This window comes from Pseudomonas brassicacearum, from assembly GCF_918698105.1.
GTDB classification, from domain to species: domain Bacteria; phylum Pseudomonadota; class Gammaproteobacteria; order Pseudomonadales; family Pseudomonadaceae; genus Aquipseudomonas; species Aquipseudomonas brassicacearum_F.
In genome coordinates this window covers 1-17,059 of the sequence record NZ_CAKKMI010000110.1, presented here as the reverse complement: position 1 = coordinate 17,059, position 17,059 = coordinate 1, and the positions used below count along the sequence as shown (strand labels likewise).

13 protein-coding genes and 1 pseudogene are annotated in these 17,059 nt (G+C 60.9%); 11 read left to right on the top strand and 3 right to left on the bottom strand.

All coding sequences use genetic code 11. From position 1 onward, the window contains the following. Nucleotides 1–239: 239 nt before the first annotated feature. The 4 genes from LQ215_RS27465 to phnE (LQ215_RS27450) are packed head-to-tail and all read left to right on the top strand — an operon-like array spanning nucleotide 240 to nucleotide 3,470. Nucleotides 240–1,091 carry a putative selenate ABC transporter substrate-binding protein gene (locus LQ215_RS27465; RefSeq protein ID WP_116642451.1) on the top strand — a complete coding sequence of 284 codons (852 nt, stop codon included), beginning with the start codon at nucleotides 240–242 and terminating at the stop codon, nucleotides 1,089–1,091. Next, the gene (locus LQ215_RS27460) at nucleotides 1,088–1,885 is read left to right on the top strand and encodes a phosphonate ABC transporter ATP-binding protein (RefSeq protein ID WP_230153427.1); all 798 of its coding nucleotides are present in this window, start codon (nucleotides 1,088–1,090) and stop codon (nucleotides 1,883–1,885) included. Before LQ215_RS27465 ends, LQ215_RS27460 begins: the two co-directional genes overlap by 4 nt. Beyond that, nucleotides 1,879–2,706, top strand: coding sequence for a phosphonate ABC transporter, permease protein PhnE (phnE, locus tag LQ215_RS27455; RefSeq protein ID WP_230153426.1), 828 nt, complete (start codon nucleotides 1,879–1,881; stop codon nucleotides 2,704–2,706). The genes LQ215_RS27460 and phnE (LQ215_RS27455) overlap by 7 nt, the downstream gene beginning before the upstream one ends. After that, on the top strand, nucleotides 2,703–3,470 hold the full coding sequence (gene phnE, locus LQ215_RS27450; RefSeq protein ID WP_230153425.1) for a phosphonate ABC transporter, permease protein PhnE: 768 nt from the start codon (nucleotides 2,703–2,705) through the stop codon (nucleotides 3,468–3,470). The genes phnE (LQ215_RS27455) and phnE (LQ215_RS27450) overlap by 4 nt, the downstream gene beginning before the upstream one ends. Before the next feature lie 179 nt (nucleotides 3,471–3,649). Here phnE (LQ215_RS27450) and LQ215_RS27445 read toward each other — a convergent pair whose 3' ends face one another. Continuing rightward, complete coding sequence (locus tag LQ215_RS27445; RefSeq protein ID WP_230153424.1) at nucleotides 3,650–4,573, bottom strand: LysR family transcriptional regulator; 924 nt, start codon at nucleotides 4,571–4,573, stop codon at nucleotides 3,650–3,652. A gap of 113 nt (nucleotides 4,574–4,686) precedes the next feature. On the opposite strand from LQ215_RS27445, the gene LQ215_RS27440 reads away from it, so the two are divergent. The 5 genes from LQ215_RS27440 to yghU all read left to right on the top strand — a co-directional run bounded on the left by LQ215_RS27440 (nucleotide 4,687) and on the right by yghU (nucleotide 9,520). Further along, nucleotides 4,687–5,682 (top strand): aldo/keto reductase, encoded by a 996-nt coding sequence (locus tag LQ215_RS27440; protein ID WP_230153423.1) that lies wholly within the window; start codon nucleotides 4,687–4,689, stop codon nucleotides 5,680–5,682. 90 nt (nucleotides 5,683–5,772) lie between these two features. Further along, nucleotides 5,773–6,531, top strand: a complete 759-nt coding sequence (locus LQ215_RS27435) for a substrate-binding periplasmic protein (RefSeq protein WP_230153422.1) — start codon at nucleotides 5,773–5,775, stop codon at nucleotides 6,529–6,531. Between the two features lies 1 nt (nucleotide 6,532). Beyond that, nucleotides 6,533–7,876 (top strand): diguanylate cyclase, encoded by a 1,344-nt coding sequence (locus tag LQ215_RS27430; RefSeq protein ID WP_230153421.1) that lies wholly within the window; start codon nucleotides 6,533–6,535, stop codon nucleotides 7,874–7,876. Between the two features lie 26 nt (nucleotides 7,877–7,902). Further along, entirely contained in the window at nucleotides 7,903–8,637 is a 735-nt protein-coding gene (locus LQ215_RS27425) for a substrate-binding periplasmic protein (RefSeq protein ID WP_230153420.1), read from the top strand. A gap of 43 nt (nucleotides 8,638–8,680) precedes the next feature. Next, entirely contained in the window at nucleotides 8,681–9,520 is an 840-nt protein-coding gene (gene yghU / locus LQ215_RS27420) for a glutathione-dependent disulfide-bond oxidoreductase (protein ID WP_230153419.1), read from the top strand. A gap of 25 nt (nucleotides 9,521–9,545) precedes the next feature. Here yghU and LQ215_RS27415 read toward each other — a convergent pair whose 3' ends face one another. Both LQ215_RS27415 and LQ215_RS27410 read right to left on the bottom strand, forming a co-directional pair. Beyond that, complete coding sequence (locus LQ215_RS27415; RefSeq protein WP_230153418.1) at nucleotides 9,546–11,072, bottom strand: FAD-dependent monooxygenase; 1,527 nt, start codon at nucleotides 11,070–11,072, stop codon at nucleotides 9,546–9,548. Nucleotides 11,073–11,351: 279 nt separating this feature from the next. Further along, nucleotides 11,352–13,454: a DUF6311 domain-containing protein gene (locus tag LQ215_RS27410; RefSeq protein WP_230153417.1), complete on the bottom strand. Its 2,103-nt coding sequence runs from the start codon at nucleotides 13,452–13,454 to the stop codon at nucleotides 11,352–11,354. 286 nt (nucleotides 13,455–13,740) lie between these two features. Here LQ215_RS27410 and LQ215_RS29855 point away from each other — a divergent pair. Beyond that, nucleotides 13,741–15,177, top strand: a pseudogene (locus tag LQ215_RS29855) (FIST signal transduction protein); the annotation flags it as partial. Nucleotides 15,178–15,372: 195 nt separating this feature from the next. After that, nucleotides 15,373–16,050 (top strand): methyl-accepting chemotaxis protein, encoded by a 678-nt coding sequence (locus tag LQ215_RS29850; RefSeq protein ID WP_371916742.1) that lies wholly within the window; start codon nucleotides 15,373–15,375, stop codon nucleotides 16,048–16,050. Nucleotides 16,051–17,059 lie beyond the last annotated feature (1,009 nt).

Genomic DNA, 17,059 nt, shown 5'->3' with positions numbered 1-17,059 from the left:
CGCGATAGCGGTGTGTCAGTCACAAACGCTGCAACGGGTACTCCGCTATCGCGAGCAAGCTCGCTCCCACAAGGGTTGTGGGTGAGCTTGAGATCGCTGCCCTGTCCTATCTTCTTCATCTGGCAGGCCAGAAACGGTTAATATCGCTCTCCTTCGTCTACCCTCACAGAGCGGCGTACCGCCGTCCACGTGGGCGTGATGCTTCACCTTTCCTTGCCTTCCTGTACCGGAGATCCTCCATGCTCAAGCGTTCCCTGGCATTGGCCGTCGGCGTTACCCTGTCTTTTTGCAGCTTGCTGAGCCAGGCCGCCGACACCTTGAAAGTCAGTGCGATTCCCGATGAGGCCCCGACCGAACTGCTGCGCAAGTTCAAGCCGCTGGGTGCCTATCTGGAACAGCAAACCGGCATGAAAGTCGAGTTCGTACCCGTCAGCGACTACCCCGCCGTGGTCGAGGCGCTGGCCACCGACCGGATCGACATGGCCTGGCTGGGCGGCTTCACCTTTGTGCAGGCACGCCTGAAAACCGGCAACGCCATCCCCCTGGTCCAGCGCGAACAGGACGCCCAGTTCACCAGTAAATTCATCACCGCCGACCCGGCCGTCAAATCCCTCGCCGACCTCAAGGGCAAGACCTTTGCCTTCGGTTCGGTGTCGTCGACGTCCGGCAGCCTCATGCCGCGCTATTTCATGCTCAAGGACGGCATCAAGCCGGAAAGCTACTTCAGTCGCGTGGGCTACTCGGGCGCCCATGACGCCACCGTCGCCTGGGTCCAGGCCGGCAAGGTCGACGCTGGCGTGCTGAACGCCAGTGTCTGGGAAAAACTGGTCGCTGCCGGCAAGGTCGACACAACCAAGGTCAAGGTCTTCGCCACCACCCCAGCCTATTTCGACTACAACTGGACGGTGCGCGGCACCCTCGACCCAGCGTTGGCGGCCAAGATAAAGGCAGCCTTCCTCGCTCTCGACCCTGCCAACCCGAAGGACAAGGAAATCCTCGATCTGCAGGCCGCCAGTCGCTTCATCGAAACCAAGCCTGAGAACTACAAGGGCATCGAGGAAGCCGCACGCGCCGCCGAACTGCTCAAATGACCCTGCAACTGACCCAGGTCAGCGTGACCCATGCCAACGGCGTCCAGGCGCTGCGGGGCATCGACCTGCGCATCGGCGTCGGCGAACAGGTCGCCATCATCGGCCCGTCCGGCGCGGGCAAGTCGAGCCTGCTCAACCTGCTGGCCACTGCCCTGCGCCCGGGTAAGGGCGAGCTGCAACTGCTCGGCGAACGCGCCTGGCAGTTGTCTGCCCGCCAGCGTCAACGCCTGCGCGCGCGCATCGGCCTGATCCACCAATCACCGCCGCTGCCGCCACGTCAACGCGTGGTCACGGCGGTCCTGGCCGGAAAGCTCGGTCAGTGGGGCATCGGCAAAAGCCTGTTGAACCTGCTGCATCCGCTGGATATTCCAGGCGCCAGGGCGGCGTTGGCCCGGCTGGACCTGGGCGACAAATTGTTCGCGCAATGCCAGCAGCTGTCGGGCGGGCAACTGCAACGCGTCGGCATTGCCCGGGTGTTGTATCAGGCGCCCGAAGTGCTGCTGGCCGATGAACCGGTTTCGGCCATGGACCCGGTATTGGCCCAGCACACGCTTTCGGTGCTGTGCCGCCACGCCCGGGAGCACAACGTCACCCTGGTCGCCAGCCTGCACGCGGTGGAACTGGCCTTGGCGCACTTTTCCCGGGTCATTGGCCTGCGTGATGGGCAGATCCTGTTCGACCTGCCAACCGAAGCGGTCGACCGTCAGTTGCTCGACACCCTCTACGCCAACGAACAGCTGCTGTCTTCGCCAACGCCCTCTTCTTCCTTGAGCGTGCAGATCCCCCGATGCTGACACGCGATACCCGAGACCCCGCCACCCGCCCGCGCCTGCTGCTCAGCCTGCTGGCCCTTGTGCTGCTGTGGCCGGGCATCCAGTTCAGCGAACTGGACCTTCGCGTGCTGGTGGCGAGCGACAGCCAGAGCGAAATGGGCCGCTTTGTCGCGGCCTTCTGGCCTCCCGCCCATGGCGACGAGTTTGTCGAACTGCTGTGGCAAGCCACCTTGCAGACGCTGGCGATCGCCACGGCCGGCATGGCGCTGGCGCTGCTGTTGGCGGTGCCCGCGAGCCTGCTGGCCAGCCGCGCCCTGTCGCTGTCGGCGGCCTCCCGTGCCGGGCACCCGGGTTATTGGGGGCAACTGCTGCGCTGGCCGGTGCGCGGCCTGCTGATCTTCCTGCGCAGCGTCCCGGAAATCGTCTGGGCCTTGCTCTTCGTCCGTGCCGTCGGGCTCGGGCCCACGGCCGGCGTACTGGCGATCGCCATTACCTACAGCGGCATGCTGGGCAAGGTCTATGCGGAGATCTACGAGTCGGTCGACCAGCGCCCGGCCCACGCGCTCTTGCAATCGGGCAGTAGCCGTCTCGCCGCTTTCTGCTATGGGATCTTGCCCAATGTCGCGGCGGAACTGTTGTCGTACACGGTGTATCGCTGGGAATGCGCCATCCGCGCCTCGGTGGTGATGGGCTTCGTTGGTGCCGGGGGCCTGGGCCAGCAAATGGACCTGTCGCTGCGAATGTTCGCCGGCGGTGAAGTGGCCAGCCTGCTGCTGACGTTCCTGGTGCTGGTGCTGCTCGCCGATCAACTCAGCCGCCTGCTGCGCTGGAGGTTGGCATGAATCGGCTGATCAACGCGGTCATTGCCCTGAGCATCGGCGCGGCAGTCGTCGCCTCGTTCGTCTACCTGGGCATCGACCTGGGCGAGCTCGGCGACAGCGGCAATCTGCACCAGATGGGCGCTTATGCGCAGCGCTTTCTCAGCCCGGACCTGAGCCTGGGCCATCTGAAAGCGATCGGCCACGGCGCCCTGGAAACCCTCGCCATGTCCGCCATTGGCACCTTGCTCGCGGCCGTCTTCGGCCTGCTATTGGCCTTGCCGGCGGCCGGGCGCTTCGGCTGGCCCCTGCAGAGCGCTTCGCGGCTGGTGCTCAATGCCTTGCGCGCGGTTCCAGAACTGGTGTGGGCGGCGCTGATGGTCCTCGCCGCCGGGCTCGGCCCCAATGCCGGCACCCTGGCCTTGGCCCTGCACACTACCGGCGTGCTCGGCCGACTGTTCGCCGAAGCCCTGGAAAACACCCCCTCCGAACCGGCCGACGCCATCCGCCTGCAAGGTGGCAATGCGGTATTGGCGTTCTGCTACGGCACACTGCCCAACCTCCTGCCCCAGCTACTGGCGTATGTCCTGTACCGCTGGGAAAACAATATCCGCATGGCCAGCGTGCTCGGTTTCGTCGGCGCCGGGGGTCTGGGGCAAATGCTTTATGTCAGCCTCAGCCTGTTCCAGGAAGCCCAAGGCAGTACGGTGATCCTGGCAATGCTGTTGCTGGTTTTCGCGGTCGATACGTTGAGCGGTTGGAGTCGCCAGCGTTGGGTCAAGGCTTGAGGTCCTATTGATTGACAGGGCCCTATCGCGAGCAAGCTCGCTCCCACATTTGATCCGGATCGCCCTCAACCCCTGTGGGAGCGAGCTTGCTCGCGAAAGCGGACGGTCAGCCAACGATGATGTTGGATCTGATAGCGCCTTCGCGAGCAGGCTCGCTCCCACAGCGATTCAGCGCTGCTCTACACCCTATCCATCAGCGCCCCCTGGGCATCCGCCTCGCCGTGCAACAGCTCGATCACCCAGTCGATAAACACCCGCACCCTGGGCGACAACTGTCGATGGGGCGGGTACACCGCTGAGATCGGCCAGGTTGGCACGTTGTAATCCTCAAGTACCTGAACCAACCGGCCTTCGGCCAATTGCCGTTGCACGTGATAACGCGGCACTTGGATCAAGCCGAATCCCGCTTCACAGGCCGTCACGTAGGCGTCGGCATTGTTGACGTTCAAGTCACTGGGCAATTGCATTTCGCGCACCCGCCCCGCCACCTCGAATTCGAACGGGAAGAACCGTCCATTGCCAGACGCAAAGCCAATGGCCTTATGCGCCGGCAGATCCTCCAGCCGCCGAGGCGTGCCGACGCGAGCAAGGTAGCCGGGGCTTGCACAGGTCAGTTGATGCAGGCGCACGATGGGACGCGCCACCAGCGCCTGGTCGACGACGTTGCCGGCGCGGATTGCGCAATCCACGCCCTCGCGCTGCAGATGGACCTGGCGGTCATGGAAGCCCATGTCCAGTTGCAACGCCGGGTAGCGGCGATAGAAATCCGCCAGGCGCGGCACGATCCAGGTGCAACCAAAGGCAATGGGCATGTCCACTTTCAAGGTGCCGCGCGGTTGGCTGCGTTGCGCCGACAACGAACTTTCCAGGTCATCAAGGTCGTCCAGCAACTGGCCGCTGCGCTGGTAATACGCTTGCCCATCCAGCGTCGCGTGCACCTGCCGGGTGGTGCGTTGCAACAGTTGCACGCCCAGATGGGCTTCCAACTGCTGAATCAGCAGGCTGACGGTGGCCCGGGGCAGCCCAAGGTCATCGGCCGCCTTGCCAAAACCGCCCAGTTCAACGATGCGCCGGAACACCTGCATGGCCTGTAGTCGGTCCAATCTCGTGCCTCATTATTTAGATATCACGAATAGTTAAACCAATAATCGTGGATTTATCCAGGAAACACCTTGATAGAGACTGCACAGGTCGTTCATTTCCAGGAGCTATCAGCATGAAGACTCGCCAACTCGGCCATCGCGGCCCTCACGTTTCCTCCATCGGCCTGGGCTGCATGGGCATGTCGGATTTCTACACCACAGGCGTGGACGAGCGCGAAGCGATTGCCACGCTGCACCGCGCCGTGGAATTGGGCGTGACGCTGTTCGACACCGCCGACATGTACGGGCCGCATACCAACGAAGAACTGCTCGGACGGGCCCTGCGTGGCAAGCGCGAAAGCCTGTACTTGGCGAGCAAGTTCGGCCTGGTGCGCAGCAGCGATCCCCATGCCCGCGGCGTCAATGGTCGCCCCGACTACGTCCGGCAATCTGTCGAGGGCAGCCTCAAGCGTCTCGAAACCGATTACCTGGACCTCTACTACCAGCACCGCATCGACCCTCAAGTGCCAGTCGAAGAAACCATCGGCGCCATGGCCGAGCTGGTCAAGGCCGGCAAGGTCCGCCACATCGGGATCTCGGAAGCCAGCGCCGAGACCATCCAGCGAGCCCACGCCGTGCATCCCCTGGCAGCGGTGCAAAGCGAATACTCGCTGTGGTCCCGTGAGCCCGAACACAATGACGTGCTCGATACTTGCCGGCGGCTGGGCATTGCATTCGTCGCCTATAGCCCCTTGGGCCGGGGCTTTTTGACCGGCGAGTTGAAAACACCGGAGGACTTCGCTGCCGATGACTATCGCCGCTTCAACCCGCGCTTCCAGGCCGACAACTTCAATCGCAACCTGGCGCTGGTAGAGCGGGTCAAGGCATTGGCCTTGGACAAAGGCATCAGCGCTGCGCAATTGGCCTTGGCCTGGGTACTGGCCCAGGGCGAGCACGTCATCCCGATCCCGGGCACCAAGCAGCGCAAGTACCTGGAAAGCAACGTGGCAGCGGCTTCGGTGCTGGTGAGCGCCGACGAGTTGGCCCAGTTGGATGGGATCTTTGCAGGCGCAGGTGCCGTGGCGGGCGACCGATACCAGGCGCACACGATGACGTTGTTGAACGGCTGATATTCAAGCAGGCGCCAACCCTGCCGATAACCCTATCAATAATAGCCCCAGCCCCCTCCGGGTTCTGCCAGTTGCATAGGGTAATAATCGATGGGTTTGCCGCTGAATCGCCTGCTGGTGTGGGGCGTCCTGATGTTCCTCGCTGCAAGCGCCTGCGCGGCAGAGGCGCCGCTGCGCATCGTGACCGAGGAACTGCCGCCCTACAACATGACGCAGAACGGCCGAATGACCGGCATGAGCACCGAGGTGGTCCAGGCCGTGCTCAAGGAGGTCGGCATGGACGCCCCCATCCAGTCCATGCCGTGGGCCCGGGCCTACGAACTGGCACTCAATGAAAGCAACGTGTTGATCTATTCGATCGTCCGCACGCCTGCACGCGAATCGCTGTTCCAGTGGGTCGGCAGCATCGGCCCGACGCAGTGGTACCTCTACTCGCTGGCCAATCGGCCGGTGAAACTCGACTCGCTGGCCGATGCCCATGGGCACCAGATCGCCACCGTCAATCAAGACGTGGGTGAGCAATACCTGGTCTCGAAGGGCTTTCGCATCGGCGAAGAACTGCAGTCGAGTACCAAGTACGAACACAACTTCCGCAAGCTCAAGGTCGATCACGTGGAGCTGTGGATTTCCAATGAGCTCAACGCGTTGTACCTCACCCGCCAGAATGGCGAAGACCCGGACAAGTTGCTGATCCGCTCGCTGGCGCTGCCCGAGCTGAGCAGCGCCGACGGCTTGAGCATGGCGTTCAGCCGCAACACGCCGGCCGATACGGTGGCAAAATTCCGTGCGGGCCTCGAGACCATCCGACGCAATGGCATGTACGACGCCATCCTGCGCAAATGGCTATGACATGGATGCCAATTTCCGTAGGGCGTCCTCCTTACAACCACAGACCAAGGCGTTCAGCTCCCTGGGGCGCCGCCTGGTACTGGCAACGCTGTTGTTCTGCCTGCTCTTTACCCTGGCGATGGTCACCTGGCGTACCTGGTTGGCCTGGGAAAACAACCTGACAGAAATGAATTCGGAGCTGGCCCTGATCGACCAGGTGTTCCAGAACACCCTGGCCCATGCCATTTGGGAACTGGACCGTGAATCCCTCGACCAGCAGATCACCAGCGTCGCCGCGGCAGCACCCGTGGGTCGCGTCGTGTTGAACATCCTGCGTCCCGGACAAGCGCCTGAAGTCATCGAACTCAATCGATACACCGTCGGTCAATCGGGCGTGGTGCCGGTGCTGCATCGCGAGCTCATCGCACAGCCCTACGCCGGGGCCCATGAAAAGGTCGGCGAGCTGACCATCGAAGGCGACAATAACCTGCTGTGGGAGCGCCTCTGGGGCGAAGCTCGCAGCATCGTCATCACCCAGCTCATCCAGTCCTTGCTGCTGGCCGGTTTGATCATGACCGTGTTCAACCGCCTGGTGACCGTGCATGTGGTGCACATCGCCCGGCACCTGGGCGAACTGGCGCCGCAAACCCTCAAGCATCACCTCAAGCTGCAACGGGCGGTGCAGCGCCAGGACGAGCTGAGCCTGCTCGAATTCCAGGTCAATACACTCCAGGACAATCTGCGCGCCCATTTGGAACGCCAGCATTCAGATGAACTGGCCCTGGCCGCCAGCCGCGACCAAATGGCCGAACTGGTCGAGGCCCGCACCGCAGAATTGAAGGCGGCCAACCAGGCCCTTGAAGCCCTGTCACGTCACGATGATCTGACAGGACTGGCCAACCGTCGCTATTTCGACGAGTTGAAGGACATCGAGTTTCGCCGGGCGATCCGCCACAAGACCCCGCTGGCCGTGCTCATGTGCGATGTCGATTTCTTCAAGATCTACAACGACACCTACGGCCACATGCAAGGCGACTTGTGCTTGAAAGCGATCGCCGAGACCCTGCGCAGCGTGTTCGGGCGCTCTGGCGAACTGACTGCGCGCGTAGGCGGCGAAGAATTCGTCGTGGTCCTGCCCAACATTGACGCCGCCCAGGCCTGCGAGGCCGCCCAACGTTTTCGTACAAGCCTGGCGGAACGTGAACTGCCCCACAGCGGTTCCAAGGTCTCGCCGTTTGTCACCGTGAGCATCGGTGTCGCCGAGCTGGACCCGGAGACCATGGACCATTTCGATCAACTGCTGCAACGCGCCGACCAGGCGCTGTACCGGGCCAAACACAAGGGGCGCGATTGCGTAGCCCTGTAAACCATCGCGTGCCATGAGGTCTGTCTATGCACTATCGCCTGATACTCTGCTCGTGCCTGCTTCTCACCTCGGTCAGCCTGCAAAGCCACGCCGAGACGATCGAAGTCGTGACCGAAGATTCCCTCTATGCCTACCAGCGTGACGACAAGGTCGTCGGGCCGGGCATTCTTATCGCCGAACAAACGCTGAAAAACGCGCAGCTCACCGACTACAGCCTGTCGCTGTACCCCTGGGCCCGGGCCTACGATAAAGCCCTGCACGAGCCCAACGTGCTGATTTTCCCGCTGGACCGCACCCCGGCCCGCGAACAATTGTTCAAATGGGTCGGGGAAATACACCGGGTGGCGAGCCGGCTCTACAAGATGCGAGACAGTGAAGGCATCGCCGTCAACAACCTTGAGGATGCCAAGCAGTACAGCATCGGCGTGGTGCGAAACGACGCCAAGCAGGTTTACCTGCAACAGCGTGGATTTACCCGGCTGGTCATCTCGGCCAACAACCATGACAACTTTCAAAAGCTGCTGAATCACCAGATCCAACTGCTGCCGATGCCGGAGAACACCGCGCGCCTGATGAGCCAGGATGCCCAGGTGGATTTCACTTCCCTGGAAGAGGTCTATACCCTCGACGAGCAACCCCACAGGGTCCACCTGGCGTTCAGCCTGAGCACGCCTGACGAAGTCGTCGCCAAGGCCCAAAGCGCTTTCGAAAAACTCAAGGCGTCCGGTGAAGTCGCGCGGATTATGAACGAACAGCGGTAGACTCTGGGGGATCACACCGCAAGCAACGATGAGGTATGTCCCGATGAGTAAAGCGTCCTACGTTCCGCCCAAGGTCTGGAAAAACGACGCCCCGTCTGGCGGCCAGTTCGCCAGCATCAACCGCCCTGTCGCCGGGCCGACCCACGACAAAGCCTTGCCGGTTGGCAAGCACCCGCTGCAGCTCTATTCCCTGGCCACGCCCAACGGCGTGAAAGTGACCATCCTGCTGGAGGAACTGCTGGCACAGGGTCATACGGGCGCGGAATACGACGCCTGGCTGATCCGCATCAGCGAAGGTGACCAGTTCTCCAGCGGTTTTGTCGAGGTCAACCCCAACTCCAAGATCCCGGCCCTGCTGGACCGCAGCGTGGAACCCGCCATCCGTGTCTTCGAGTCCGGTTCGATCCTGCTGTACCTGGCGGAAAAATTCGGCGCCTTCCTGCCCACCGACCTGGCAGGCCGCACCGAAACATTGAACTGGCTGTTCTGGCAGATGGGCTCTGCGCCGTACCTGGGTGGCGGCTTCGGGCATTTCTACGCCTATGCGCCGGAGAAATTCGAATACCCGATCAATCGCTTCACCATGGAAGCCAAGCGTCAACTCGACGTCCTGGATCGCCGCCTTGGCGAAAGCCAATACCTGGCAGGCGATGACTACACCATCGCCGACATTGCCGTCTGGCCCTGGTATGGCCAACTGGTGCGCAACAACGTGTACGGCGCCGCCGAATTCCTGAGTGCGCACGAATACACCCATGTGCAGCGCTGGGCCGAAGAGATTGCCAAGCGACCGGCCGTCCAGCGCGGGCAGCGCGTCAACCGCACGTGGGGGGATGAGGCGAGCCAGGTGCCGGAGCGGCACGAGGCTGGGGATCTGGGCTAGGGGCGAATCGCCACACCTGACGCGCTCAAGCCGGCAGCGTCAGGCCTCGGTCGCTGAAATACCGGCTCAACGTTGCCGCAGACGCTTGGGGATCCGCCAGGGCGACATAGGTATCGGGACGCAGCAGATAGGCGGCGTCCCGGCACAGCCCGGCTTTATGATGCTCATCCTGCCAGGTGAACGTGTGCAGGGGGATCTGGTGCTGACTGCTCCAGGCTTTCAGGTCCGCCCTCGCCTCGCCGTAGACGTGCACCTGCCAGCCGATGGACGCGAGCGATTCGTAGTTGTCAGCGCCCGGCACCGGTACCCAGGGCAAACGGTCACCGCCCAGTACGTCACCCGCCTTGCCGGCACTCAACGGGCTCTGGTGATAATTCAAGGTGGTTTGGGACACTATCCGGAACAGGTACTCCCGCACGTTTTCGCTTTTGTAGGCGACACTTGCGAAGAGCGGTGCGATGCGCGTGCGCACGAAGTCGGCAAAATTGCCTTGGGCAGTAGCAAAGGTGAACAGCCGGTCCGTCGTTTCCACAAGTTTTTGCGCAAACGCCTGGCGTTCGATCTGGTAGCTGTCGAGTAACGCCTCCGGTGCCTGCCCCTTCACGACCGCCGCCAGTTTCCAGGCCAGATTGATCGCGTCGAGGATGCCGGTGTTCATGCCTTGGCCACCGGCCGGGCTGTGGACGTGCGCCGCGTCTCCCAGCAAAAACGCCCTGCCCCAGCGGAACTGATCCGTGACGCGATGATGGACCCGGTAGGTGGAGAACCAATTCACGCCATTGATCCTGATGTTCAGGCCGTTGATGGCGTCATGACCAACGTCCTCGAACGTCAGCGTCTCTGGATGTTCCGCGCGTTCATCGCGAACCGTACCGATCAGGCGATATTGGCCAGTTTCGCCATAGAAAAACGCCAACACGAATTCGGATTTATCAAAGGCGATATGGGCCTCCTCCGCAGGCTCGAAACCGCTGGCAGACACGTCCGCCACGTAGAACAGCTGCTTGTAGGTGCCGCCCTCGAAGCCGCTTCCCACCTGATGACGCACGAGCGACCGCGCGCCATCGCATCCTGCGAGGTAAGCGCTCGTCAGCGTTTCTTCACGACCATCGGCGTGTTTCAAGCGCGCGGCAACGTGGTCGCCACCGTCCTCGAAGGACAGCAGTTCGGTCTGCCGCTCGACTTCGACGCCCAGGGACTGCAGCTGCTCGACCAACAGCCGCTCATGACGATCCTGGGGGTATATGAGGACAAAAGGATAAGGCGATACATCCCCGCCAGCGTCCACCAAGGGAATCCGCGCCTTGCGTTTCCCCCGGGCCCACAGGTTCATGGCCGGAGTCTTGTACCCGGCGTCGATGACCGCGCCGGCCATGCCGAGCTGGCGATACAGCTCAAGTGTGCGGGCCTGGACGGCCATGGCCCGCGAGGTTTCCCCCGGCCCACTGCTCTTGTCGACAATCCTGACAGCAAGCCCCTGCCGGGTGAGCCACAAAGCCAGGACCAATCCAGTAGGGCCGGCTCCCACAATGAGAATGCCCGTTTGCGCCATGATCGTGCCTCTGGAGGAGTGATGACTCTGGAGGCACTTAATAATGGTCGAGGAAGACCGAATGTCAACGAACGGCCGGCGGGCAAGCTGACTGCATGGTTCTGTGGCTACTGTGGCTACTGTGGGAGCGAGCTTGCTCGCGAAGGCGTCATGACCGTCGACATCGAAGTCGCCTGATACACCGCTATCGCGAGCAAGCTCGCTCCCACACAGGATGGTGGTGAACCTCGGCTTTTCGACTTGCACAGCCCCCTGCTGGGAGCCAGGGTCGTCCCGCCGTTAGTTGACGGTCATAGTCTTCAAACCAAGCGCGAGTATCCGGGCATCCTCGCCCAAGCCGAGCTGCTGCGGACTTATCGCGTCCGCAAATTGCAATTGCATCCTCAAGAAACCCTGATCCGCAATGCGTTGTTGCATCGCCGGCGTAACGGGTATTTCGAGAATGTTGCCTTCTGACTTTTCAAGCGTGTAGGTCGATGCCTGTAAGCCGTTGATAAGAACCGTGACTTTTTGTTGTGCATGACCCGGCACAAGAAAGGCTGAAGCCTCCAAGCGAATGGAATGTACGAGGTTTGTTGCTCGCAATACTATTTCCGCATCGCTTCCCTCGGACCAGGTGCCCCATTGCTCCGCGTCAAGCCACCCCTTTGCCAGATACGCTGTACCTGAGTCACGTTGATCGAATCGCACGGTATGGCCAAGCTCAAGTGGGGCGGCTGTCGGCGTCTGTTCATTCGTCAACTGCGAGCATTCGCTACACTGCTTCCAACCAGGCGCAAGCACGGTAAACCCATCTATCCTGGCGAAAAGATCAGCGGAAGTATCGACGGTGCCCAACGCTCGCAACATAGCCCGGCTGTCCATCAAGTACAGCGAGTCCGGTTCATACTTTCCCAAGGCTAAGGCCAGGGTGGCTTTTTCGTCAGCCTGTTGCCATTGCTTCATACTCATCCGCCCAAGGTAGGGTGCATCCGTGGACAAATGATGGAGGCCTGCAAAAGCTGAAACAGAAAGCCAATGCGGGGAGAGATTCTGCGGCACTATCCATCGAACTTTCTGGTAATGAGATGCAGCGCTCTTCCAAAATGGATCGACAAAGGGTGTCGCCCATTCGGATGCCGGCTTGACCATGAATTTCTTTCTGACGTCCGACCAGCCGCTGTGAGTGTCGAAAACTTGTATCAAGAGCGCCATCCCCAAAAGACACGCGGCCGTTCTTGACGTATTGGCGCGAACGATCAGGAAAATAATGACAAAGATCACAACGTAGTAAATCGGCCAGACCATTCGCCCTGAGGCACGAAAGATGTTCGCAATGGAAATCACTTGAGGCGGCAAGGAATAGCCAAGTTCGAACGAACCGATTGCGACGTGGTTCGAGAACGAGAAAATGGTCAGGCCGATCAACGCCAGCCCTAGCATCGGCCGTTTATACAGCGCGGACCCAAGCCCTGTATTACCGCGCAACCATCCTGCAAACGCACAAATCGAGAGCACAATCAGACCTGCCCCCAGGAAAGCGAAACCGTCACTGTCCCCCGGTACACCCGGGAGATTTTTCAACGCATACGACCAGTTCTGGGGATTGAACAGCGTCAAGACGTTTGCCCGGTACAGACCGAATCCGGCAGAAGTAACGCCTGCGCGCTCGACGGTGAAATAACCGGCCTGCCAGCAACAGGCGGTGACTAGGGAAAACAACACCCCCAATTCAACGACCGCGGAGCCAAGGGACAGTCGGCGTTTAAAGTATTTAGCGGCAACATCGGCCAACCAGATCAGCGCAATCATCGCCAGAAAGTAGGCATGGATCAGCGCAGCCGCCGTCAACAATGCCCCCCAGGCCATACGTCTTCTGCGTAAGGCTGGGTGCAGGTTCAGGTACAACGCCGCGAGGACCAAAAAATGCCCGCCTAAAGACAGATGTACAGTCATGCGCAGGATCATGGGAGGCACAAAGAGGAACAGCGCCGCACCGATGGCTCGAACAGCGATATTGGGCGTAATCAATCCCACCAGCTTCCAGGCAAACCATGCCTGAAGCATGAAGCACGCCAGCAGCCAGAGACCAAAATATTGAAAAGGCTCAGGAAGCCACGACGAGAAGGGTTTGAATAAAAATGCCAGGAGCGGATTGGAATCCGAAAAGATGATGCTGTTGCTCAGTTCAAGCCCGTAGGATGGATTCAGACCGATAGGAAACGACCAGGGCGATTGCCTGAAGAACAACCAACCTAGGTAATGAGTGGCCGGATCGCCATTTCCCAACCAGGCGATATTTCGCGGGTCCAACACACGCGGCCCGATGACCATGAAAAATGCCAATGCGCCAATCAACAAAGGCAGCAGGTTCAATACCCTGCTCTGGCCTAGCGGCTTCATTGCCTCGCCTGCGGCGCGATACAACACAGCGATCAAATTTCGGTTTACAAGTGGTCGTGGCGTCCAAGTGCGCCTAGTTTGCGTACTGTGCTGATGAGTCAATTGTTTTACTCTTTTTATAGTGTTTTTTAACAATCCGCCGATCCACGGCAGCCTCCGCAGCCGGCTTTTTCACCGGTGAGCCAGCACCTCGCCCCACCGATGCTACCAGCTATCCCCGGCCATTAATCTTGCATGGCTTATGCGAATGTTTTTCAACGACGAGTAGGTTCGTCTCACGTCAAGAATGGGTGTGGCGGACATAGAGAGTAGCAAGAGGCCATTACCCAAGCATAGCGGTGTCATTTTCTGTCCAGCGTCAGGGACTGTTTTTTCATCGGTCTACCTGGGACCGATACGAAAGTCGCTGATCAACAGGCGGAGTAAACCCCAACCAAAAGCCCTGTGTATTGCCCTCGCAAATAGCACAAGCTCACGCCCATACAAGCCCCCTGCCGTGACCGCTACAGAGAAAGGACTCCGCCCGCATCCCTCGTACGCGTCACGTCGCGCTCAACCGAGTCCTGCCATGAACCTAATGAATCTATTCAACAAGGCCCGCGCCCAGACTCAAGGCGCGGTAAGCGTGGCCTGCACCTCTGCTGAACTGGACCAGGCACTGGCCAACGTGCGTATCACCCCAGTGTTGGTCACCGGGTTCGTCTCCCCGCACCTGGACATCGACCAGATCGCCGCCAAGGTCAAGAAGCGCTTCGCCCACAGCGCCATCAGCCTGTGCACGACGTCGGGTGAGTTGTGCAACGGTGCGAACACGCTGTACTGCCAGACCGGCGAGACTTGGGACCGGGTGGTTTTGCAGCTGTTTGACGCCAGTGTGATTGTGTCGGCCGAGGTGGTGATGGTGCCGCTGGAGTGCGAGGACATTCGCGGTGGCGGCAAGCGCTTGGCCATGCGTGAGCGAATCGCCAGGTTGGTGACTAACATCAAGCAGGCGCAAGTGAGCACGCCCATTGACCACCGCGATACCTTGGCCTACGTGGTGTTCGATGGGCTTTCGGCTTCCGAGTCGTTCTTTATGGAGGCGCTCTATGAGTCGGGACGTTTTCCTTGCCTGTTCGTTGGTGGCTCGGCCGGTGGCAAGACGGATTTCAAGAAAACCCTGATCAGTGATGGGCAGCGCAGTTATCAGAACCATGCGCAGATTGTCTTTCTGAAAACCGCGGCGGATGTGCGCTTCGGGGTGTTCAAGAGCCAGAACTTCCAACCGGCCGGGCTGACGTTCAGCGTGCTGACCGCGTCGGTCGAAGACCGCACCATCGACCAGGTCATCGACAGCCGCGGAAACATCAAGAGCATGGTCCAGGCGCTGTGCGATGCATTCGAGTGCAGTGCCCAGGCACTGGAAAAGAAGCTGGCCGATTATTCATTCGCCATCCGTGTGGGCGATGAGCTGTTCGTCCGTTCCATTGCACGTATCGACTATCAGCAGCAGATCATCCAGTTGTTCTGCGACGTGGCGCCCGGCGAAGAGCTGGTGATGGTCAAGCGCACGCCCCTGCGCGAGGCGACCCGGCTCGACTACGAGAAATTCCTCAAGGGCAAAGGCGGCCGTCCGGTGGCCGCTATTCTCAACGACTGCATCCTGCGCCGGCTCAACAACGGCAGCGACCTGGGCAGCATGGCCGGTATTTTCGGGGATGTGCCTCTGGCCGGTTTCTCGACGTTTGGTGAAATCCTCGGTTTGAACCTCAACCAGACACTCACGGCGATTTTTTTCTTCAGAGTCACCAAGGGCACCGGTTTTGTCGATGAGTACGTCGACAACTTCATCGCCCACTATGGCGAGTTCAAGGCGTTTTTCCTGCGTCGTCAGATCAAGAAGCTGGCGGGCCTGAACCATGTCGTGGTCAAGCAGATCATGGCGTTCAAGATGAATGATTTCAGCAGCGCCTTGGACACTCGCGGCCTGGACAACACCATCCTGCCGGTGTTCGACGGCCTGACGGATCTGGGCCAGGTATTGGCACAGGCCAGCCAACAGCAGGCGCTGATGGCGACGCAAATCAAGCATTACTCGGGTGAACTGCACTTGTCGATGGATGACCTGACGGGCACGATCGACCGGCAAAACAGCGTCGCCGAGCAGGCCGGCACGACCGTCGAACAGCTTGCCACCCAAGCGGGTGAAGCGGTGGTCGGCGCCCGTGCGCTCGCCAGTTCGAGCTTGCGTATTCAGTCGATCGTACAGGTCATCCAGCAAATCGCCGGACAGACCAACCTGTTGGCCCTCAACGCCGCCATCGAAGCAGCGCGCGCCGGTGAGATGGGCAGAGGGTTTGCGGTGGTGGCTGATGAGGTGCGCAAACTCGCGGAAATCACCCGCAAGAATGCCGCGGAAATCGGCGTGGACATTGACCTGCTCTCGACGGAGATCCAAGGCGTCGCCCAACAGATCGAAGACCAGTCCGTCGCCGTCAGCGCCCTGCGCGAGATGCTCGATGCCCTGGAAGACTCGAGCCGCACCACCGAAGGCACGGCGCAACGCACGAAGGCCATCGCGGACACCTTGACGGGGCTGACTCACGCCAGTGCTTGAGTAGCTGTTGAAGGGTTTGGTGTTGAATCCGGATGCTGAGGGCGCCCGTTATCCCTTGTGGAAGCGGGCTTGCTCGCGATAGTGGTGGGTCAGCTTGCATCGATGTTGAATGTGCCGACGCCTTCGCGAGCAAGCTCGCTCCCACAGGGGGCCGGGGTAATCAGGGGGCCGGCGTTCGCCACAAATCCCTGTGGGAGCTGAGCTTGCTCGCGATGGCGGTGGGTCTGCTTGTGGTGATGTTGGATGTGCCACCGTCTTCGCGAGCAAGCTCGCTCCCACAGGGGGGCCGGGGTAATCAGGGGGCCGGCGTTCGCCACAAATCCCTGTGGGAGCTGAGCTTGCTCGCGATAGCGGTGGGTCTGCTTGTGGTGATGTTGAATGTGCCGACGCCTTCGCGAGCAGGCTCGCTCCCACAGGGTTTGGTGTTGAATCCAGATGCTGTGGGCACCCGTTATCCCTTGTGGGAGCGAGCTTGCTCGCGAAAGCGGTGGGTCTGCTTGCATCGAGGTTGGATGTGCCGACGTCTTCGCGAGCAAGCTCGCTCCCACAGGGGGGCCGGGGTAATCAGGGGCCGGCGTTCGCCACAAATCCCTATGGGAGCTGAGCTTGCTCGCGATGGCGGCGGGCCTGCTTGTGGTGATGTTGGATGTGCCGCCGCCTTCGCGAGCAGGCTCGCTCCCACAGAGTTTGGTGTTGAATCCGGATGCTGTGGGCAGCCGCAATCCCTTGTGGGAGCGAGCCTGCTCGCGATAGCGGTGGGTCTGCTTGCATCGAGGTTGGATGTGCCGCCGTCTTCGCGAGCAGGCTCGCTCCCACAGGGTTTGGTGTTGAATCCGGATGCTGTGGGCTCTCGCAATCCATTGTGGGAGCGAGCTTGCTCGCGATAGTGGTGGGTCAGCTTGCATTGAGGTTGGATGTGCCGCCGTCTTCGCGAGCAGGCTCGCTCCCACAGGGGGGCCGGGGTAATCAGGGGGCCGGCGTTCGCCACAAATCCCTGTGGGAGCTGAGC

What these genes read in the sequence shown, in the direction of transcription:
- phnE (WP_230153426.1), top strand. Translation starts at nt 1,879, where the DNA reads ATGCTGACACGCGATACCCGAGACCCCGCCACCCGCCCGCGCCTGCTG.
- phnE (WP_230153425.1), top strand. Translation starts at nt 2,703, where the DNA reads ATGAATCGGCTGATCAACGCGGTCATTGCCCTGAGCATCGGCGCGGCA.
- LQ215_RS27440 (WP_230153423.1), top strand. Translation starts at nt 4,687, where the DNA reads ATGAAGACTCGCCAACTCGGCCATCGCGGCCCTCACGTTTCCTCCATC.
- LQ215_RS27430 (WP_230153421.1), top strand. Translation starts at nt 6,533, where the DNA reads ATGGATGCCAATTTCCGTAGGGCGTCCTCCTTACAACCACAGACCAAG.
- LQ215_RS27415 (WP_230153418.1), bottom strand. Translation starts at nt 11,072, where the DNA reads ATGGCGCAAACGGGCATTCTCATTGTGGGAGCCGGCCCTACTGGATTG.
- LQ215_RS29850 (WP_371916742.1), top strand. Translation starts at nt 15,373, where the DNA reads ATGGCGTTCAAGATGAATGATTTCAGCAGCGCCTTGGACACTCGCGGC.
- LQ215_RS27460 (WP_230153427.1), top strand. Translation starts at nt 1,088, where the DNA reads ATGACCCTGCAACTGACCCAGGTCAGCGTGACCCATGCCAACGGCGTC.
- LQ215_RS27425 (WP_230153420.1), top strand. Translation starts at nt 7,903, where the DNA reads ATGCACTATCGCCTGATACTCTGCTCGTGCCTGCTTCTCACCTCGGTC.
- LQ215_RS27465 (WP_116642451.1), top strand. Translation starts at nt 240, where the DNA reads ATGCTCAAGCGTTCCCTGGCATTGGCCGTCGGCGTTACCCTGTCTTTT.
- LQ215_RS27435 (WP_230153422.1), top strand. Translation starts at nt 5,773, where the DNA reads ATGGGTTTGCCGCTGAATCGCCTGCTGGTGTGGGGCGTCCTGATGTTC.
- yghU (WP_230153419.1), top strand. Translation starts at nt 8,681, where the DNA reads ATGAGTAAAGCGTCCTACGTTCCGCCCAAGGTCTGGAAAAACGACGCC.
- LQ215_RS27410 (WP_230153417.1), bottom strand. Translation starts at nt 13,454, where the DNA reads ATGAAGCCGCTAGGCCAGAGCAGGGTATTGAACCTGCTGCCTTTGTTG.